Raw genomic sequence first — 20,186 nt, 5'->3', positions numbered from 1 at the left:
CGAGCCGCTGCTCGGCCAGCGCCAGCGCCGCTTGCGAGGCGTCGCCGAGCCCCTGCTGCTCCGCCTGGAGCGCCCGGATCGCCACGTCCGTTTCCTTGAAACGGGCGGCGGTTTTCGCGCTTAGCCGATCGCCGTACGGCTCAAGATGGAACAAGCGCTGAAGCATCGCGCGCCGGTCTTTGCCCGTCAGCGTCAGAAACTCCGCGAACTTCCCTTGCGGCAGCACGACCGCCCGGGTAAAATCGGCCATCGACAAGCCCAAAATATCTTGAATCTGCTGATTGACCTCGCCCGCCTTGTCTGCCAGCACGATCGCCTCGTCGTCCCGGTATTGAATCAGCCGGCACAGGCTGCCGAGCACCGAGACGTCGCCGCCCCGCTTGAACTGGCGGTCGACGCGGTAGCGCTTGACGCCGAGCGCATGCCCCAGCTCGAAGGTAAACGAGACGGACAACGTCTGCTCCGCCTGGTTCATAATCGCCTGCGTGCCGCCCGGCGCCCGCTCCACCTTCCCGAACAAGGCCAGCGTCATCGCATCGAGCAGCGTCGACTTCCCGCTGCCCGTCGGCCCGAAAATGCCGAAGACGCCCGCACCCGTCAGCGCGCTGAAATCAATGTCCTGCGCTTCCCGGTAGCTTTGCAGCCCCGCGATTTGCAAATGAATCGGCCGCATGAGCGAGCCCCCTTTACATCTACCTTATTAATATCCGGCTACACCGCCGGATCGTCTTCCTCCGTATGTAGCAGCTCCAAAAACAGCCGAATCAGCTCCGGCTCGGGCTGCGCCCCTCCAGTCTGCCGCTCGTAGAAGCGGCGGAACAGCTCGTCCATCGGCAGCTTCGTCGCCGACACGGCTTCCTGCAGCGACGTCTCCAGGTCCGGGTACACCGGCCGGATATGAATAAAACCGTCCCGGGCCAGCCGCAGCCGGTGCAGTTGCTCCATCGACATCGTCTCCTGCAAGTGAACCTCCAAATCGATCCAAGCGTTGGCATCCTTGCCTTCGTCCAACCAACGATGCACCTCGGCCAGCCCGCCCTTGGCTTTCCATTCCACGAGCGGACGCCCGCTGGATAGGAAGATCTCCTCCAATTGGGGAGCCGCGCCCGGCTTCAGATCAAGCACCGTAACCGATTTGGCCTGCCCGGCCTCCGAGAAGCTGTAGGCAAGCGGCGAGCCGCTGTAGCGGATCGTCGTCGTCTCCGACTTCAAAAATTGCGGCCGATGCAAGTGGCCGAGGGCAACGTACTGCGCTCCGGCTTCCAGCGCCGACGTATCGACCGTATAGGCGCCTCCGACTTGAATCGGCCGTTCCGATTCCGTTTCCTGGCCGCCGAGCACATACAGATGGCTCATGAGCAAATTGACCGTATCCGCGCGGTAATGCTTCGCCTGCTCCGCGACGATATGCCGTACCCGCTCGGAGTATACGGCCCGCAGCAGCGTCTCGTCGGCCCCCTCCGACAGCAGCTCGCGCAGCCGCGATTCGGACGGATACGGCAGCGCGAACAGCACCGCCGTTTCGCCCGTGCGCCGGATGTCCACCGTATGGACCCGCGCTTCCGGCAGACCGACCAGCGTGACGCCAAGCTTGTGCGCCAGCGGGTCGGCAGCGGCCAGCCGATCGGGGTGATCGTGGTTGCCCGCAATGACGTACACCGGCCGCTGTCCTTGGTCCGACAGACGCGCCAGTGCATCGTAAAACAACTGCTCAGCGGCGGCCGGAGGATTCACCGAATCGTAAACGTCTCCCGCCAGCAGCACCAGATCGATCTGCTGGTCCTTCACGAGAAAGGCCAGCTCGTCGACGAACGCTTCCTGCTCGGCGAGCCGGCTTCTTCCTTCCAGCGTCCGGCCGAAATGCCAATCCGCCGTATGCAATATCCGCATAGTTTTCCTTCCTTCCCTAGTCGCGTCGCAATGGGGCAGTGCTGCTGAGAAAGTGGTCAATTGAGGCAATAGAGGTGTCCGAGAGGCCACTTTCTCAACACTCTGCGCTTGGCTTGAGCCAAGCCATGTCTTGCTCCGCTTCCATCATCGACACCTGCTCATGCCGTGCGTCCATTCACAGCTGCACCACATGAGCGCCGTCGAATAAAAAGATATATTTTCCGGTTACCGGCCGCTTCCAGATCGTCTCGACGGCTCTGGCGTATAAGTCGAGCTGCAGCCGGTATTTTTCCGCCGCTCGAAGCGGAGAAGCGCCTTTTAACCGGTCCGTCTTGAAATCCACCAGCACGAGGCCGTCGCCTTCGTCGATCAGACAGTCGATCACGCCCTGCAGCATCACCGTCTCGTCCGACAACCCGCCCCGTTCCGGACCGTAGATGTCGCGTGCAGGCAGCCCGAAGCTGAACGGCATTTCCCGGTGCACCCGCTTGGCCTGAAGCAGGCGCCGGCCCAACTCGCTTTCAAAAAACGTTACGATCACCGCAGGCTCGATCAGGCCGCACTGCTCCTCCGTCAGCAGCTCTCGCTGCACCAGAATGGCCAGCAGCTCGCGGACGTCGGATTCTGAAGGGAGCCGGTCCATCGGCATATGCTGCATCACGGTGTGAAACACCGTTCCGCGCTCGGCCGCATTCGGCCCGGTTCGCTCCATAAAGCGCGGTCTCCGGACAATCACTTTGCGAAAAGCCGCGCCGTCTGCTCCCCGCCGGGACCTCTCCTCCGTTACAGGTTCTCCGGAATCCGTCCCGACTCCCGGCCACAATGCCGCAGACGGCTCGTCCGACAGCAGCTCAAGCAGCTTCCGGTGCTCCGAATGCCGCTTCAGCTCCGTAACGGACGTTTTGGACAGCACCAGCGTCGCATCCTCCCGTGGGTAATTCCAGGACAAACGCCGCCATACTTCGTGCTCCCACCGCTCCGTTTCGTCGACCGGCTCCAGCCGGACCACCGACTGCCAGCGGGTATCGGCAAAGCTCACCGCCGCCGCAGCCTGGGATATCCCCGCGAACAGCTCCGGCCTCAGCAGGTGCACCTGCCATTCGGAGGGCTCGCCATCCATAAACGACCAGAGCCGAAAATCCAGACCGCCCGCTTCCCGAAGCGGTTCCGCGTCAGGGTGCCGGATCAGCGCCGGACCGATCCAATCCAGATAACAGCGCGCGCCCGCCAGCGCATCGTCCGGCAGCGTCAAACGGTCGTGGAGGACAAACCGTCCCCACGCGTCCAGCTGCTTTTGCAAATTTTTGACCGAAGCGATCAGGATCAACTTCTCCCGCGCCCGGGTCAGCGCTACATACAGCACGCGCATTTCTTCGGCCAGCATTTCCATTTCGATTTTGCGCCGGATCGCCAGCCACGGCAAGGTCGGATAACTGACCCGCGTGTCCGTCTCCATCAGCTTTGGTCCGAATCCAAGCTCCTTGTGCAGCAAAAAGCTGTCCGTCAAATCCCGCCGGTTGAACGCCTTGGCCATTCCGGCGACAAAGACGACAGGAAATTCCAATCCTTTACTTTTATGGATCGTCATGATGCGGACGACGTCCTCCTGCTCGCCAAGCGCCCTCGCCGTTCCCAGGTCGCCTCCGCTGTCCTGCATCCGCTCGACAAAACGCAAAAAACGGAACAGCCCGCGAAACGATGTTTCCTCGTATTGCCGCGCCCGGTCGTAAAGCGCCCGCAAATTGGCCTGCCGCTGCGGACCGCCGGGCATGGCGCCGACAAAATCGAAATAGCCGGTTTTTCGGTAAATGTCCCAAATTAAATCCGCCAGCGAGCTTTGCTGCGACTGCAACCGCCACTGCTCGAGCCAATCGAGAAACAACCGCAGCTTGCGCCGCGTTTCCGGGTTCCGCTGAATTTCGTCCCCCGTCCCGTCGCTCTCACAGGCCTCTTTGACTACGTGTGCCGCGAACGTTTCGGCGGCCCCGGCTACTTCGCAGTCCGCTTCGGAACCCGCAGCCTCTCTTGGCGCATAGGCCCTCACCGCGTCGAAATACGCCCCGTGCGGCCGGCCTATGCGGATATGCGCCAACTCCTCGGCGTCGAGCCCTACGATCGGAGAACGAAGCACGGCCGCAAGCGGAATATCCTGATACGGATTGTCGATCACTTTGAGCAGCGACAATACCATCTGCACTTCAACGGCTGTAAAATATCCGGTGCTCAGCTCCGCGTAAGCCGGAATGCCCTGCTGCCGCAGCTCTTCGATCATGACGGGCGCCCATTGCTGCGTCGCCCGCAGCAAAACGACGATGTCCCGGAACTGGGCGTCGCGCATGCCTTTGGCGGATTTGTCGTATACCTGCCGTCGCCTTCCGCCGTCCATCCCCATCATCTCGCGAATTTGCCGCGCGATATACCGCGCTTCGAGCTGCACCGTTTCCAGCTCGCGCACCTCGGCTGCCGCATCGTCCGCGGGCTCATCCGTCCCGGCGGCAAAGCCTTCGGGGGAATCTCCCGCGTTTTCTCCCGGCGCCCCGGCATCCTGCGGCGTCCGGTCGATCAGCACAAGCTCAGCCGCAAATGCGCCGCTTGCGTTCGGCGGCTCGGGATAACCGGCGCCGTAAACGAGCTCCGCCCGCTCGTCATAGTCGATCTCGCCGACGTCTCCGTGCATCAGTTGGCGGAAAATAAAATTCGTGCCGTCCACCACTTGACGCCGGCTGCGAAAGTTGCGCGCCAGATCGATGCGCTGCCCCGGCCCGCCGCCATCGGTACGGTAGCTTTTGTACTTCTCCTGAAACAAGCCCGGCTCCGCCAAGCGAAACCGGTAGATGCTTTGTTTTACGTCCCCGACCATAAACCGGTTGCCCGGTGCGTCCTTGGCGATCAGTTGGACAATTGCTTCCTGCACGCGGTTCGTGTCCTGATACTCGTCCAGCAGCACCTCGGCGAACTGCTCCCGGTATTCCAGCGCCGCGTCGGAAGGAACGGGCTGCTCAGGTAGCGACTCATCGGCGCTGAGGATCTTCAGGCAAAAATGCTCCAAGTCCGCAAAATCGACGAGACGTTTGCTCATTTTGGCCGTCCGGTACCGCTCGCCGAAATCGATTACCAGGCCGATGAGCGCCTCCATAAGCGGCCGCATCGTCCGCAGCTCTGCCTCGTACTGTTCCGGTGTCCGTCCGAACAGTTCTTCCTTCAGCTCGTTCAGCCGGTCTTTGACTTCGCCCCGCATGTCCTTCACTTGCTCCTGAAGCGCTTTGTCGAAGCCGTCTCCCCGGCAAGCCTTCAGCTTGCCGAAAGCGGCGCCTTGAAACGCATGATACAGCGGTTCCCACGAGCCTATAACGGCCAGCTCAAGCAGCTCTCCCACGACCGCGACGTCATCTTGTAGATTGGTCAAATACGGCGCCGGTCCTCCGGGCTGCTCTGCGATCCGCACGGCTTCCCGAAGCCGCGCCGCCATAGCCTGAAGCTCCAAGCGGACATACGCAAGCAAGCTCGCCAGCCACGGATTATCACCGGAAGCGACGGGCCGCTCGAACATGCGAACGCACTCGTTCAACCAATGCTCCGGCCACGGGTGGCTCCGCGAATCGTCATACAGCCGCTGCACCAGCGAGAACAGCGCGTCGTCGTTTTTATCCCCGCTGAACGAATCCGCCAGCCGCCAGAACAAATCGCCTTCACCGGCTTCGCCGTACCGCTCCTCCAGCAGCTCCTCCAGCAAATCCTGCCGCATTAGCGCACTTTCCGTTTCATTGGCGATTCTGAAGTTCGGATCGAGTCCGATCCGCTGGTAATGCCGTTGAATGACCTCCATACAAAAGGAGTGCAGCGTCGTAATCGACGCTTGCGGCATCAGCGCAAGCTGCTTGCGCAGGTGATCCGAGCCCGGATTGTCCGCCAGCGCCTTCTCCAGCGCCTCGCTGATCCGGTGGCGCATTTCGGCGGCCGCCGCCTTGGTGAACGTCGCGACCAGCAGCCGGTCTACATCGAGCGGCTCGCGCTCGTCCGAAATGCGGCGGATAATCCGCTCGACCAGCACGGCCGTTTTCCCGGAGCCCGCAGCGGCAGCGACGAGCGTGGAACGGCTGCGGACGGCGATGGCCTGCCATTGTTCGTCCGTCCAGGTGCTGTTCTCCGGCTTCGGCATCATTTCCGTCATTGTTCGTTCCCTCCATTCTCGTTATCCGGCTCGCCCGGGACGTTCTCTTCCTCCGGCTCCGCTACCCGTCTCTCTTCCGCAGTCGGCCGTTTCGCAGCGGTGCGCGGTCGGTAAGCCGCTCCGGCGGAGCGGGGAGCGGGAGCGGCCTTTTGCTCCATCATTTCCCATATCCGGTCTTTGCCGATCGGCGTAAGCTGCTTGTACGCATTACCGTCGAGCTGCGTGTCGAACTGACATACGGAACGGTACGCGCACATCGTGCAGGCTGTCGCTTGGCCCATCCGGTAAGGCGCAATCTCGATAGTGCCGTCCGTCAGCGACGTCCCGATCTCGCGGATCGTCCGCTTGACATATCGCCGAACGGTGTTCCACTGTTCTTCGGAGGCGACCGACGACGTTTTATAGAAGCTGCCGTCCGTCTTGAGCGCCACCGGCAGCAGATCGGAATGCCCGCCGGCTTCCGCCAGCCCTCCGTCCATCAGCCGGACCGTATCTGCATCGGCGCGAAGCAGCCCTCTCATCTTGAATCGCTTTTTCAATTCGCTGTCGATCTCTTGGACGGAAAGCCCGTTTCTTGCGTTCAACACCGGATTATGTACATGAAAGTACAAAACGCCCGCCGGCTGCGCTTCGCGGCCGAGCCAGATCGGGGCATGCGTCAAAATGACATCCAAATACGTGAGCATTTGCAGCGATAACCCGTAATACACTTCGGTCATATTCAGCGCCTTGGCGCTCGACTTGTAGTCGATCACCCGTAGCAGCGTTCCCCGCTCGGTATCCGCCCGGTCGATCCGGTCGATCCTTCCCCGAAGCTCCATATGCACGCCGTTGTCCAGATCGTAAAGCAGCGGCGGGATAGGCTGTCCGCTCCCGAAGCCGACCTCAAGCCCGATCGGCCGGAACTGCCCCCGCCGGGCATGCTCGCCCAGCATCAGCGCCGCCCGTCCGATCACCTGCTTGAGCTTGCGCGCAATATAGGAATACCGTTTGGAGCTGAGCAAAATTTCCCCCTGCAGCTTCGGCGCAAGCGCGTCGACGACAAGCGCCGCCCGCTGCTCGCATTCCGCGGCCGACAAGCCGCCCCAGTCGAACCCTTCGCGCTCCGCCTGCTCCGCAAACTTGGTCAATGCGGCGTGAAACAGCTGCCCGATATCGGGCGCTTCCAAGCGAAAAATACGGCGTTCCTTCAGCCGCAGTCCGTGCGAAACGAACTGGGAAAACGGACATGCGACGAAGCGTTCCATCCGGGATACGCTCGTCTGGATGCTTTCTCCGTACAGCTCGCGGCTCGTCTCGGCGCTCAATTCCTTTGCCCGGTTCGAATAGAGCAGCGCCTGCACCATCCGCGACAGCTTCAGGGCGTGTTCTGGCTGGCGGGCGAACCAATTGTATACCGACCACCAGACGGCGTTCATCGGAGCCCCGTTCATCCAATGCTTCAGCTGCACCATCAGTAAGGACAAGGCTTTGTCTGGGCGGGCGACATATTCCATTTGTTCGCCGGCGTGGCTGTCCGGCGTCGGATCGTTCAACAACAGCCGCTCCTGCAGCGACGGAAACATCCGCTTCACCTGCCGGATCACGTCCGAGGGCAGAAGCGACCTTCCTTCCTCGTCAGCCAGCGGATAACTGAGCCATAATCCGTGCGAAGGCGCGCAAAACGCGCAGTAGATCAAGAACGACTCATCTAGCAGTCGCCTCCGGCTCCCTTCGGCGGTCTGCAGCCCGCTTCCGGCCAACTGCTCGCGCTCCGCTTCTGACAATACGCCGCTTTCGGGCATTTTGGCGGGCATGACCCCTTCGCTTACGCCAAGCACGAACATGTGCTTGATTTGGCCGGAACGGGTCCGGTCCATGCTGCCGACCAGCACCTGATCGAGGGTGGGCGGAACATGGCCGAGCTTGATGCTTTCAAACCCCGTGTCCACCAGCTCCGCGAACGTCTCCGAAGTCATCGTCTCGTCTCCCATCAGCTCGGCGAGCTGATCGAACATATCGACGACGCACTCCCACACTTGGGCGTGCTCCCGTGCTTTCTCCGCTTGTCCGTGCGCGAGGGACGCCTGGCTCCAAGCCTCCAGCCGCTCCGGCACCCGCAGCTGCTCCAGCAGGCCGTACAGCGCCTCCACCCGCTGAAGCACCGTCGCTTTCTTGCGCATGCGCTCCTGCAGCGCCCCGAGCGGTTCCGCCACCAGCCTGCGGCAGGCGTTGAGCTTGCGCAAAAACGCCTCGTCCGCCTCGCTCGCCTGCGTCTCATCCTGTTCGAGCGTGGTCCGGTACGAATACGTCCAGTCATTCATCCATTTGTATCCTTGAATGCCGAACGCCAGCACATAGTTTTCGAGCTGGTCCATCGCATGCCGGTCGATGATCAAACCGTCCTCCCGCTCTCTTTCCTCCCCGAACGGCAGGAAAAATCCGGTTTTGACCGCGCGGAAAACCGCTTCGTATTTCCAATAATGGTTGACCGTTTCGAGCGCAGAGCGAATCAATTCGACGAGCGGGTGATGCACAACCGGCCGCTTATGATCCAAAAAGTGCGGGATGCCGTAGTCAGCAAACGTGCCCGAGATCAGCTCGCCATACGATTCCATGTTGCGGACCGACACGGCGATGTCGCGCCATCTAAGCCCTCCGTCGCGGACGAGCTTGACGACGTCCCGGGCCAGCGCCTCCACCTCCGCCCTTCGGCTGGCCGCCGCCGATATGCGCACGGCCGGCGGCCGGTTGTCCCCCGGCTCGGGTCGGAACGGCTTTTTCACCCGCTCCTCCCATTGCGCCTCCAAAAAGCCGATCGACGGCGCCTCCCGGAACCTTGCCGGAGGCGACGACGGCAGAACGATCGAGGCTTCGGTTTCCACCTCCAAGGCATCCAAGCGCTCCCGGAGCGTCTTCATCGTCCGGGCGGTCGGATGGAACAAATCCAGCTCGTGCGGCTGCTCCCCGCCCGCGTACGGACGGTTCAAGCAAAGCGTCATCGTGACCCGGCCGGCGTGCAGGGCAAGCTGCTCCAGGACGGCAAGCTCCTGAGGCGTGAACCCGTGAAATCCGTCGACCCATATTCCTGCGCCCTGCAAATACGCCGATTCGCCGACCTGACGGGCCAGCAGCGTCAAATAATCTTCCCCGTCCAGGTACAACTTGGACAATTCCGTCTCGAATTCGCCGTACAAAAGCTGCAAATCGTGCAGCTTGTCCGGAAACGTGCCGGAAGCATTGCCTTCAGTAGCAAAGCGCGACGAATAAAACTGCTCAAGCTGATCGGGGCTGATACAGTACCGTTTCAGCTCGGAAAACAACTCGTTCAATTTATCCAGAAAGCCCGTTTGTCCCGCTGACGCTTGAAAACGGCGCAGACGTTCTTTTTGTTTATGTAAAATGCGGTGAAGCAGCAGTTTTTTGCCTGTTTCATCGATCGGCAGGCGCGAGGTGCCGCCCACCTCCTGCATGACGCGCCAAGCAAGCCGCCGGAAGCTGAGCACTTGAGCGCGCAGCGTGCCTCCGAGCTCAGGGGAGGACACCAGCGCATATTCCGTCTGAAAGCTGGCCTGCTCCGGCACGAGCCAGATCAGCGGCGCACCGTCCGGCTGCTCCAGCAGCTTTTGTTTGATCGCGTTCAGGCAAAACGTCGTTTTGCCGCTGCCCGCACGGCCGAGCACAAATTGAAAAGCCATAGTCGCTCCTCCAAATTTCGCTTCAATTCACGTAACTCTACTATTCTACCAAAATGTCGGACATTGCGGAAAAGACAGGTTTTGGTATAGTATAGCACAATCGAATACACCGGAACACCCGTTCCGCCCGGGCTTATCCTTTGACGAAGGCATCGGCTCGACAGAATAGGAAAAAACCGGGAAAAGAACTGCGCTGCAGGACAGCACGCTTTTCCCGGATTTTTCCATGTGATCGAAGCTTGAAGCTTTCTAGAAACGTTCCCGCTTTTGTTGAAAACGGGCGATCGCCTCGTATTCCTCCTCCATGTTTCTCGCGATTTTAATGTAGATGGGCAGAAGCTCATGGTAGATTTCGGCATGCTCCCGTATCGGCTTATGCACATGCGTATCGCCGACCATCCGGGAAACGATATGCAGCGAATCCGCTCTCCCCGTTGCGTATAAGCCAAGCACGACGGCTCCGAGACAAGAGCTTTCGAAGCTTTGGGGGACGACCACTTCCTGGTCGAAAATATCCGCCATGATCTGGCGCCAGAGAGAGGAGCGGGCAAAGCCGCCGGTAGCATGAATTTTTTTAGGCCGCCCCATCCGCTCCCCCATCGCCAGCAGGACGGTATACAGATTAAAAATAACTCCTTCCAGCACGGCGCGGATCATATGCTCCTTGCGATGGTGCATCGTCAAACCGAAAAAGGAGCCTCTTGCATTCGCATTCCATAAAGGAGCGCGTTCCCCGGTCATATAAGGATGGAAGATCAAGCCGTCGGAGCCCGGACTGACCTTCTCCACAATTTTCGTCAACAGGTCGTAGGCGTCGATTCCAAGACGTTTGGCCGTTTCAACCTCCGATGCGGCGAACTCGTCCCTTGCCCACCGGAACAGCATGCCGCCATTATTGACAGCTCCGCCAATGACCCAATGCTTTTCCGTCAAGGCATAGCAGAAGATTCTCCCCTTCGGATCGGTTGAAGGCTGGTCGATCACGGTACGGATAGCGCCGCTGGTGCCGATGGTCGCCGCCACAATCCCGGGCTCGATCGCATTCATGCCAAGGTTGGAAAGCACGCCGTCGCTCGCGCCGACAATAAACGGGGTCGACCCGGCAAGGCCCGTCTCTTCCGCAAAAACGGCCTTCATTCCTTTCAGCGCGTACGTCGTCGGGACAAGTCTGGACAGTTGATCTCTCGATACTCCGGCAACGTCCAGCGCTTCCTCGTCCCAGTCCAGCTTCTGCAAATTCATCAGACCGGTCGCCGAGGCGATGGAATAGTCGACCACGTATTCGCCGAACAGCTTGGCAAATACATATTCCTTGATCGAGATGAATTTGCCGGCGTTTTGAAACAGCACCTGATGATCGTGGCGAAGCCACAGTAGCTTGGAAAGCGGCGACATCGGATGGATGGGCGTCCCCGTTCGCAAATAGATCTCATGCCCGTTCATGTCCCGCTTCAAGCGTTCCGCCCAGGCGGCGCTCCGGTTATCCCCCCAGGTGATGCAGCGCGTTAGCGGCTTGCCTTCGGCATCAACCACGATGACGCTGTGCATGGCCGAGCTGAAGGAGACAAACAGGACTTGCTCCGGCCTCGCGGCGCTTTGCGCCATTACGCGCTTCAACGTTTGGATCACCGCGCGGAATATGCGGTCCGGGTCCTGCTCGGCTATAGACGAAGTAGGCATATACAAAGGGTATTCCTCGTCCGCCTTGGTTACGACTTTCCCGTTTTCCTCGAATAAGACGGCTTTCGTGCTGGTCGTTCCGATATCAACGCCAATCATATAGGCTGGCTGGCTCAATGAAATAACCCTCTTTCTTAAACCATGGCGCTAAGGAGAAGAATGAAAAGCAGTCCCACCACGGATAAAATCGTCTCCATCGCCGTCCATGATTTTAATGTTTGCGCTACGCTCATGTTAAAAAATTCCTTCACCATCCAAAAGCCCGCGTCATTCACGTGGGACAATATCAGCGATCCTGCGCCCGTAGCCAGAACGACAAGCTCCACATTTACGCCCGGATTCAGCGCAAGGACAGGAGCGACGATGCCCGCGGCCGTCGTCATGGCAACCGTGGCCGATCCTGTCGCGACACGGATGAGAGCGGCGACAAACCATGCAAAAAAGATAATGTTCACATGCGCCTGAGTGGCCATCGCGGCAATAGCTCCGCCTACCCCGCTGTTAATCAATATCTGCTTAAAGGCTCCGCCGGCCCCGATGATCAAAATAATCGTTGCGGTCGGGGCCAGGCATTCGCTGGCAAAACGGGAAATGTCCTCTTTCTTAAAGCCCCTCGCAAAGCCGAGCGAAAAGAAGGAGAAGACGACCGCGATGAGCAGGGCGATAATTTCATGGCCGATAAATGTGCTAAACCGGGTGAGGCCGCTCGTCGCTTTCGGATCGAGGATGGTGGCGATCGATCCGATCAGCATGAGAAGGACGGGCAATAAAATCGTGAACAGCGTGATTCCGAACCCGGGAAGGCCGCGGTTATTTTTCGCCGCGAACTGCTCAGCCAAGTCGGCCGGCGGCTCTACCGACAAGCGTTTGCCGATAAATTTGCCAAACAGAGGGCCGGCAATAATGGCCGTCGGCAGCCCGACCAGAATGGAATACAGAATCGTCTTCCCCAGATCGGCATTATAAGCCGCAATAGCAATCATCGGCGCCGGATGAGGCGGAACAAGCCCATGCACGGTAGAAAGCCCGGCAAGCAGCGGAATGCCGATTTGCAATAACGACATTTTCGTCTTGCGCGCCACGATAAATACGATAGGAATCAAGAGGATGACCCCAACCTCGAAAAACACGGGAATCCCTACAATAAACCCGACGACCATCATCGCCCAGTGAACGCGTTTTTCACCGAACCGGTCGATCAGCGTGGTTGCGATCCGCTCGGCGCCTCCAGACTCCGCCATCATTTTGCCGAGCATCGTTCCGAGCCCGATGACGATCGCAATCGTTCCGAGCGTGCCGCCAAGCCCACCTGTAACCGCTTTAATGATGTCTTCAGGCTTCATGCCGGCCAAAAAGCCCAATAGCAACGAAGAAATCAAAAGCGTCACAAAAGGATTCCATTTGAATCTGGCGATCAGAACGACAAGAAAAACAATGGCAAGTAACGCCCAGATAATCAAGGTCAAGTTGTGATCAAGACCAAAAATTCGATTCATAAGCAGCTCTCCTTCTTATTCATGCGAGCATGGTTCGGTATCCAGAGTATGCCCAATGTATAGCATGGCAATGAATTTATACATGTATACTTGTCGACAAGTATGAGTAATGAAAAGCCGCATAGCAGCGCCCTTTTAAGGAAACCTGCTATGAAGCGTTTTATGCGAGTCCGCAAAATATTGCTGAACGACGGATTGAATGACAGTGACGTCCTTCGATTCGAGCCCGGCCACAATCGACCGGTGCTTATCGACGACGGATCTGAGTTTGTTCTCGCCCTTGGAGAATACCTCCGCCGTCGTAAGATACATGACGGTCAGCACGATTTGGCGGATGCTTTTCCACAAATGCAAGATCCTTGCATGCTTGGCCTCCACGATGATGGATTCGTGAAAGGAAAAGTCCAGGTACGAAAATTCCTCGATATCGCGATGCTTCATCGCCAATTCCATCTTGTCGATGTTCCGTTTCAGATTGGAGAGCAGCGACTCTTGATTTCCTTCCGCCAAGCGCTGCTGCGCAAAGCTCTCGATCAAATACCGGACGTCATACAGCTCTTCGACATCCTGCGAGCTCAGACCGTTTACGACGGCGCCCATTCTTTCCAGACGAATGAGACCTTCGTTTGACAACGTTTTCAACGCTTCCCTGACCGGCGACCGGCTTGTTCCGAATTCCGCGGCCACCTTATTTTCCGATATGACTTCGCCCGGCTTTATGTCCCCGGCGATAATTTGCAATCTTAATTCGCAAGCCATACTTTCTCCCAAAGACAACCCTTGCAACCATGCAGCAGGATAACGCATGAACAACTCTCCCATACAGACCGTTTTTCGCTAACTGCGATAAGATATCGTAGACAAGTATTTCTAGATTTTATCACATAGTTATGAAACGAATCCATCGGGAAAATCGGTCTTACGAATTTCTTACGACTTCATGACCGCCGAATTCATTGCGCAGAGCGGCTACCACCTTGCCGTGGAACGTATCATCTTCCATGGACCGGTACCGCATCAGCAGGGACAACGCGATGACAGGCGTGCTAATTTCCATATCGAGCGCCGTCTGAACCGTCCATTTTCCTTCTCCGGAGCTTTTCATAATTCCCCGAATCCCGTCCAGCTTGGGATCTTTGGAAAACGCGTTTTGGGTCAGTTCCATCAGCCATCCCCTAATTACCGAACCGTTCGCCCACACCCGCGCAACTTCTTCGTAATTGAAATCGAATTGGCTTTTCGATAAAATCTCGAAGCCTTCTGCAATCGATTGCATCATGCCGTACTCGATGCCGTTATGGACCATTTTGAGAAAATGCCCGCTGCCGTGGCCACCGGCATACAAATAGCCTTTGTCGACCGCAATGCCTTGAAACAGAGGTTCAATGGTTCCAAACGCGTCTTGCTCTCCGCCGATCATGAAGCAGCCGCCATGGGCTGCGCCCTCCGTGCCTCCCGATGTTCCCACGTCGAAAAAATGGATGCCCCGCTCCTTCAGCTTATCGGCCCGGGCCACCGATTGCTTGTAGTGGGAGTTCCCGCCGTCAATCACGATATCTCCTTGCTCCAGCAGCGGACTAACCGTGTCGATCACCTGATCCACAATCGGACCGGCCGGAACCATAATCCAGACGATGCGGGGAGCTTCCAGCTTCTCTACCAGCTCGTTGACGGAAGCGGAAAGCTGTGCGCCGCGTTCTTGCAATTTCTTTCCCGGTTCGGGATTGACGTCGTACACCACCACTTCATGCTGATGCTGTAGTAAATTTTGCACGAGGTTGAACCCCATTTTCCCAAGTCCGATCATCCCCAGCTTCATCATTATCACCTCAACAATTATTGTGTACTTGTATACAAGTATTCATGTACTCAAAAATAATATACCTCTATCCCGCCTGTCTGTAAACTGCGAATTGCTCTCCTCCTCCGCGGGGAGAGTGTCGGATTTCGGAACAGCTCCGTATTGCGCCATAACAAATGCCTTGCCCCTAGAACGTATGTTTGGTAATATTGTGGGAAGATATAACAACGTAATGTTTGAAACGGAGGAATTTGATATGATGCCGCTTGCCGAACAAGACTGGAAGCGCGATGCGGCGGACGCCGCATCCCGCGGCTCGGCTTCCGCCTTAACGGCTGCCCTGGGCCCGGTCCTCGGCACGCTGCCCGATAAACAGGCACGCGCCGTCAAGCACCAAGCGCTGCAAGTGATCGAAGCCGCGCTGCCCGACCCGAAGCGGCTCGTCCGCTTGGCTTCCGGACTTGCACAATCCGAGGACGAAACGGCGCAGGAGCTTGCTGTCTTTCTATTGTCTGGCCATTACCCAGCCGCTCCCGACGAGACAGCCGAACAGCTGCGCTTCTTGGCGGACAGCCCGCACGCCACCGTCCGGCGCTGGACGGGGGAAGCCTGTGGAACGCTGCTGGTCAAACAGTTTCACGCGTTTTATCCCCAGCTGGCCGCTTGGTCCAGCTCGCCTCTGCCGCACGAGATCACAGCCGTCGCCCACGCCGTCCGGATCGCGGCCAAAACCCGCAACCCGGCATGGAGCGGGCCGCTGCTGGATTTAACCGAGCAGTTGATGTCGGGCGCCCCCTTCCCCGCCGGAAAAGCAAAAAGCCCGCTCACGCTTGGTGAGGGGCTGCTGGCTTCGTATCCGCAGGAAACGGCTGAACGGCTTGACGTATGGATCGCAAGCGCCAACGAGGCGGTCCGTATCCACGCGGCGAATATGTATGCCTCAGCCGCAGCGGCTGAGCATTGGGACTTGCTCGCGCCCGGCTTCGCCAAGCTGGAGCAGGATGAGTCGGCGGCGGTGCGCAGAGCCGCCGCCCGGGCCCGCAAGCAGTTGATGAAACGGCTACCTCCGGAACCATCCGGCGAAGCCCTTTAATCCGCTACGTCCAGTCAACTGTCTGGAACGTGCCGGTGAGCGCCGACTCCCGTGCTTTCAGGCAAAGGAGCGCGCTAAGCAAACCGTCGTCGAGCGTGCTTATCGACTCCTCGGTGCCGCGGATCATGTTAACGTAATTTTCCGCAAGCGCCGCGTCGCCGCCAAAATGGTCTTCCGCCGCGTCGATCTCATACGTTTCCACCCGTGGCGTGTGATGCATGAATACCTTGACAATACCGGTCGTAAAGTCGAACTCAACCGTTCCTTTGTAGCCGAGGAAACGCGCGGCGCGGGAGCCTGCTTTTTGCCGGGCGAAAAAGTTTTGTGAGTACGACACATGCATCCCGGTCTCGTAACGGATCAACGCGCTGCCCGAGTCTTCGTTACCCGTATCTTCGGCAAAGGCGCAGTAAGGCCATTCCTGTTCCATCGGCGTACCGACCGTGCTCTCGGCGCACGTTTTGTTATCCCCGCACTCGACGCACCGGAGCCCCGCAGGCTTCGTGCCCTTGAAAATTTGCTTCGACGTCATCGCGCAGACGCTGACCGGACGAAGCCCCAGCACATGGTTGATGTAGTCGAAATCGTGGGTCGCCTTTTGCAAAAACAGGCCCCCCGTTTCGTTCTCATCCCGGTACCAATTGTGAAAATAAACGCCGCCGTACGGAACGTTGTTGACCGCTTGGACATGCTCGACCGTCCCGATTTTGCCGGAATCGATAATTTCCTTCACCAGCTTCACGATCGACGTGACGCGCAGCGGGAAAGAGACGATGACCGGCGACGGACAGGCCTCAAAGCCGCGCTTCAAGCGCAGCGCATCCTCCATCGTCGTAGCGACCGGCTTTTCGAGATAGAGCGGAATTCCGCTTGGCAGCACTTTCAGGGCCATCTCCGTATGCAAAGAGCAGCGGGTACCGATCAGAACGCCGTCCGGCTTCTCCTGCTCAAGCATTTCCTCGGGCGTGTCGAACAGCCGGATATCTCCCGAACCTTCTATATCGTTCAGCACCTTATCCTTGCGGATGTCGACAACCGCCGTAACCTTGCATTCAGGGTTAGCCTGCTGCACATATTTCAGCACCCCGCGTATTCTCGCTCCATAGCCAATGACAGCCAATCTCATGTCTGACTCCTCCTCGGGCAATCCGTATGTTAATGGGTTGGGTACACTTACCCCCATTATAGAAAGCCGGAGCGGCCGTGGCTTTGTCTTGGAAGCCGCATTTTTTGCAAAATGAGCCCGTCCCACAACGCTCAACGCGGGGCCGCTTTTCAGAAGCCCGGAGCCAAGGTATGATGGAGATAAGAACGAATCGGGAGACGAAGGACCGGATGAGCTATCAACGAACGCGCTTAAAGCCGACAATTGTGATCGACAACATCATCACGATATACTATTTCGAATTTGCCAAAAACTATGTCTTCCCGGGCGAGCAGCACGATTTCTGGGAATTGGTTTATGTCGACAAGGGCGAGGTCGAGGTGACAGCGGGTACGACACAACACCGGCTTCGGCAGGGGATGGTCGTGTTTCATGAACCCGACGAATTTCACAGCTTTTACGCCTGCGAAGGCACCGCTCCGAACATTATCGTCCTGACGTTCGACTGCCGGTCTGAAGCGATGAAACGGTTTGCGCGGCAAATTGTCCACTTGGAGGATACGGAGCGGAATCTTCTGGCGGAGATCGTCAAGGAGGGAAAGCATGCGTTTGAGTTCCCGTTTCGGTACCCGCTTAAACGGCGGCAGGACGTGCCTACCGGAAGCGAGCAGCTGATCCAGTTGTATTTGCAGACGTTCCTGATCCGCCTTCTGCGCAGGCTGGGACATGCGGAGACGAGCAAGCCGCTTTCGTTTACGGCAAGGGAAAAGGACAACGAAGCGCTGGCCCGAAGGGTCATCGGTTACTTGGAGGACCATGTGGAAGGAAACGTGTCGCTCGGGGAAATCAGCGAGGCGCTGCATGTGGCCAAAACCCGGCTGAAAGAACAATTCAAGCGGCAGACCGGGCTGTCCATCATGTCTTATTACAATCAATTAAAGATCGGCCGGGCCAAATCGCTGATTCGGGAGAAGACGTACAACTTTTCCGAAATTGCCGCGATGCTAGGCTTCAGCGGGCCGCATTATTTTTCCAAAGCGTTCAAAAAATCGGCCGGCATGAGCCCTTCCGAATACGCCCGGTCCGTCCAGGCCCGAAGTCAGACGGATTCGGAATAGCCCCTGCGACGCCATGGGAAACAGGTCACAGCTTGCTGTCGGCCTCGCCGGTCATCCATACCGTTTTGTCCGCGGCCGGACGGCGCTTGCCTTCGGATGGCGTCGTCTCCGGAATGCCGACGTACACCAGTCCTACAATCGCATCGGCTTCGCCGAGACCGAATGCCTGCTTCATCCGCGGATGATAAGCCGGCTCCCCGGTCCGCCAGATCGTCCCGAGTCCGAGCGCATGCGCCATCAGCAGCATATTTTGCACGGCGGCGTGCGCTGCGGCAAACTCCTCGATGCGGCTGACCCCTTTCGCCATGGATGGAGATACGACAATGGCGATCACCACCGGCGCACGGAACGCTTTGGCTGCCTGCTTCGCCCGCAGCTCCTCCAGCTCTTGCCCGGACACGTCAGTGGCCCCTTCAGCTGCAATATCTGCATACGCATCAGCCAACGCTTGCCGGCCGCTGCCGGTCATCACATAAAAGCGCCAGGGCTCGGTTGCATGGTGGCTGGGCGCCCAGTTGCCCGCTTCCAGCAGCTGCTCGATCACTTCCCGCGCGATCGGGTCGCTCTTGACACGCCCTACGCTTCTCCGGCCGCGAATCGCCTCGCTTAATGGCATGTTCGAATTCATCAAATCTGCACCTCCGAAGTCATCTTATGAAAGAAGTTACCGCAAGGATCATAATACAACGGCCTACCCGCCGTCAAATCTATCCCTAAGGAATCAAAAAGCCTTAGTACGGCTGCATACCGAACTAAGGCTTTCCTTGCTGATTCTGTTATCGTTTGCTGCGAACTTCAAAAATAGCGAACTTCAAATAGTTGCCTTCGTCCACCCCGAGAATGCGGGGATGGTCCTTGCCGGCATTGCGGAATTCGATCAGGCGCAGCGTTTTGCCCGCATCGTAGGCAGCCGCATGGATCGTTTCGAGGAACAGTTCCGGCTTCATATGGTAGGAGCAGCTCGCCGTCACCAAATATCCGCCTTCGTTCACTAGCTTCATGCCGTGCAGGTTAATATCCTTGTAGCCGCGGCACGCCCCTTCGACCGCGCTCCGCGACTTGGCAAAGGCTGGCGGGTCCAAAATGACCACGTCCCACGTTCTGCCTTTCGCGGCAAGAGGCACGGACGTATCGACCTTCCGCTCGCCCGCTTTTCCCCGCTCCTGACGCAGATCCAAGCCGCGGGCCTGCTCGCGCAGGTAATCGAACGCGTCGGCGACGACGAACTCCACCCGGTCGCTGAAGCCATTAAGCTCCACGTTCCGCTTGGCCGTTTCGACGGCATGCTCGGAAATGTCGAGGCACGTTACTTTTTTGGCGCCGAATTGGCACGCATGAAGCGTAAAGCTGCCGGTATGCGAGAAGCATTCCAGCACCGTCGCGCCGTCCCAGTAAGGAAACGTCACTTCGCCGCCGTTCCGGTTGACCGGCACGCGCTTGACCGTCCCGTCGTCCAGCACCCGCTCTTGCAGCTCAATGCCGCCCCGTTTGCCCCAGCCCTTCATGAGCGGTTCCAAGGCGGCCCGGTTTTCCCGCTGGTCGAAAAAATAACCGGTCTTCTGCCCCTGCGCAATATCCACTTCCAGAACGATTCCGTTCTCGCGGATCGTGACATGCTGCGGGCATTCGCCGTATAACACGCCGGTCCGTTGCTCCAGGCCTTCGAGCTGCCGCACAGAGACGTCGCTGCGCTCGTAAATGCCGGCCGGCCGCATTACCTCGACCAACGCGGAAACGACCGCCTCACGCACCGTCTCCATGCCAAGCGTTAAAATCTGTACCACCAGCACGTCCTCAAATTTGTCCACGATCAGCCCCGGCAAGAAATCCGACTCGCCGTAAACGAGCCGATACGAGCCGGCGTTCGGCAAAAACCGTTCCCGGTACTCCTTGCATTCCTGAATCCGGCGGACAAAGTAGGCGTGCGTCATTTCTTCCATCGGTTCGTAGGAAACAATCCGCACGGTCAACTGTGAAGCCGGATTATAATACCCGGTCGCCAAATATTGACCGGCGTGCGTATGTACGGATACGAGCCCTCCCGGCGGCGCTTCGCCTTCCACGCGTTCGATTTCCGAGCGGTACACCCATGGGTGGCCTTCTTCCAATCGTTTTTTTCTTTTTTTCTGCAATACGACAACAGCCATGGCCGAAG

General features: G+C 58.4%; 13 protein-coding genes. 2 read left to right on the top strand and 11 right to left on the bottom strand.

Annotation, left to right across the window (positions count from 1 at the left end; translation table 11 throughout):
- The 8 genes from PEL01S_RS10610 to gnd all read right to left on the bottom strand — a co-directional run.
- Positions 1 to 673, bottom strand: a 673-nt coding sequence (locus tag PEL01S_RS10610; RefSeq protein ID WP_164824268.1) for an AAA family ATPase, incomplete at its 3' end; no start/stop codon positions are given.
- Between the two features lie 38 nt (positions 674 to 711).
- Positions 712 to 1,890, bottom strand: coding sequence for an exonuclease SbcCD subunit D (locus tag PEL01S_RS10605; RefSeq protein ID WP_063184796.1), 1,179 nt, complete (start codon positions 1,888 to 1,890; stop codon positions 712 to 714).
- Positions 1,891 to 2,065: 175 nt separating this feature from the next.
- Entirely contained in the window at positions 2,066 to 6,061 is a 3,996-nt protein-coding gene (addA, locus tag PEL01S_RS10600) for a helicase-exonuclease AddAB subunit AddA (RefSeq protein ID WP_127460268.1), read from the bottom strand.
- A complete protein-coding gene (gene addB, locus PEL01S_RS10595) occupies positions 6,058 to 9,738 on the bottom strand; it encodes a helicase-exonuclease AddAB subunit AddB (protein WP_127460267.1) in 3,681 nt (1,226 codons plus the stop codon). The genes addA and addB overlap by 4 nt, the downstream gene beginning before the upstream one ends.
- 249 nt (positions 9,739 to 9,987) lie before the next feature.
- Positions 9,988 to 11,535, bottom strand: coding sequence for a gluconokinase (gene gntK, locus PEL01S_RS10590; protein ID WP_174806928.1), 1,548 nt, complete (start codon positions 11,533 to 11,535; stop codon positions 9,988 to 9,990).
- 17 nt (positions 11,536 to 11,552) lie between these two features.
- Positions 11,553 to 12,914, bottom strand: a complete 1,362-nt coding sequence (locus tag PEL01S_RS10585) for a GntP family permease (RefSeq protein WP_127460266.1) — start codon at positions 12,912 to 12,914, stop codon at positions 11,553 to 11,555.
- A gap of 135 nt (positions 12,915 to 13,049) precedes the next feature.
- Positions 13,050 to 13,721: a GntR family transcriptional regulator gene (locus tag PEL01S_RS10580; RefSeq protein ID WP_108533929.1), complete on the bottom strand. Its 672-nt coding sequence runs from the start codon at positions 13,719 to 13,721 to the stop codon at positions 13,050 to 13,052.
- Between the two features lie 112 nt (positions 13,722 to 13,833).
- Entirely contained in the window at positions 13,834 to 14,733 is a 900-nt protein-coding gene (gene gnd / locus PEL01S_RS10575) for a phosphogluconate dehydrogenase (NAD(+)-dependent, decarboxylating) (protein WP_127460265.1), read from the bottom strand.
- Between the two features lie 238 nt (positions 14,734 to 14,971).
- Here gnd and PEL01S_RS10570 point away from each other — a divergent pair, with 238 nt between their 5' ends.
- Positions 14,972 to 15,808 carry a hypothetical protein gene (locus tag PEL01S_RS10570; RefSeq protein ID WP_127460264.1) on the top strand — a complete coding sequence of 279 codons (837 nt, stop codon included), beginning with the start codon at positions 14,972 to 14,974 and terminating at the stop codon, positions 15,806 to 15,808.
- 4 nt (positions 15,809 to 15,812) lie between these two features.
- Here the strand turns inward: PEL01S_RS10570 and PEL01S_RS10565 are convergent, their stop codons facing one another.
- On the bottom strand, positions 15,813 to 16,934 hold the full coding sequence (locus tag PEL01S_RS10565) for a Gfo/Idh/MocA family protein (protein ID WP_127460263.1): 1,122 nt from the start codon (positions 16,932 to 16,934) through the stop codon (positions 15,813 to 15,815).
- 170 nt (positions 16,935 to 17,104) lie between these two features.
- On the opposite strand from PEL01S_RS10565, the gene PEL01S_RS10560 reads away from it, so the two are divergent.
- Positions 17,105 to 18,031: a helix-turn-helix domain-containing protein gene (locus PEL01S_RS10560; RefSeq protein WP_239551384.1), complete on the top strand. Its 927-nt coding sequence runs from the start codon at positions 17,105 to 17,107 to the stop codon at positions 18,029 to 18,031.
- Positions 18,032 to 18,056: 25 nt separating this feature from the next.
- On the opposite strand, the gene PEL01S_RS10555 is transcribed toward PEL01S_RS10560, so the two are convergent.
- The gene (locus PEL01S_RS10555) at positions 18,057 to 18,659 is read right to left on the bottom strand and encodes a nitroreductase family protein (RefSeq protein WP_127460262.1); all 603 of its coding nucleotides are present in this window, start codon (positions 18,657 to 18,659) and stop codon (positions 18,057 to 18,059) included.
- A 148-nt stretch (positions 18,660 to 18,807) separates the two neighbouring features.
- The gene (locus tag PEL01S_RS10550) at positions 18,808 to 20,178 is read right to left on the bottom strand and encodes a class I SAM-dependent rRNA methyltransferase (protein WP_127460261.1); all 1,371 of its coding nucleotides are present in this window, start codon (positions 20,176 to 20,178) and stop codon (positions 18,808 to 18,810) included.
- Positions 20,179 to 20,186: the final 8 nt, after the last annotated feature.

The sequence above is a fragment of the Paenibacillus elgii NBRC 100335 genome (assembly GCF_004000865.1).
GTDB lineage: Bacteria > Bacillota > Bacilli > Paenibacillales > NBRC-103111 > Paenibacillus_G > Paenibacillus_G elgii.
This window is presented reverse-complemented; position numbering and strand designations above follow the sequence as displayed.

Bases quoted from the DNA above. Each gene is read 5' to 3' on its own strand.
- PEL01S_RS10605 (WP_063184796.1), bottom strand. From the start codon at position 1,890: ATGCGGATATTGCATACGGCGGATTGGCATTTCGGCCGGACGCTGGAA.
- addA (WP_127460268.1), bottom strand. From the start codon at position 6,061: ATGACGGAAATGATGCCGAAGCCGGAGAACAGCACCTGGACGGACGAA.
- addB (WP_127460267.1), bottom strand. From the start codon at position 9,738: ATGGCTTTTCAATTTGTGCTCGGCCGTGCGGGCAGCGGCAAAACGACG.
- PEL01S_RS10585 (WP_127460266.1), bottom strand. From the start codon at position 12,914: ATGAATCGAATTTTTGGTCTTGATCACAACTTGACCTTGATTATCTGG.
- PEL01S_RS10580 (WP_108533929.1), bottom strand. From the start codon at position 13,721: ATGCGTTATCCTGCTGCATGGTTGCAAGGGTTGTCTTTGGGAGAAAGT.
- gnd (WP_127460265.1), bottom strand. From the start codon at position 14,733: ATGAAGCTGGGGATGATCGGACTTGGGAAAATGGGGTTCAACCTCGTG.
- PEL01S_RS10570 (WP_127460264.1), top strand. From the start codon at position 14,972: ATGATGCCGCTTGCCGAACAAGACTGGAAGCGCGATGCGGCGGACGCC.
- PEL01S_RS10565 (WP_127460263.1), bottom strand. From the start codon at position 16,934: ATGAGATTGGCTGTCATTGGCTATGGAGCGAGAATACGCGGGGTGCTG.
- PEL01S_RS10560 (WP_239551384.1), top strand. From the start codon at position 17,105: ATGATGGAGATAAGAACGAATCGGGAGACGAAGGACCGGATGAGCTAT.
- PEL01S_RS10555 (WP_127460262.1), bottom strand. From the start codon at position 18,659: ATGAATTCGAACATGCCATTAAGCGAGGCGATTCGCGGCCGGAGAAGC.
- PEL01S_RS10550 (WP_127460261.1), bottom strand. From the start codon at position 20,178: ATGGCTGTTGTCGTATTGCAGAAAAAAAGAAAAAAACGATTGGAAGAA.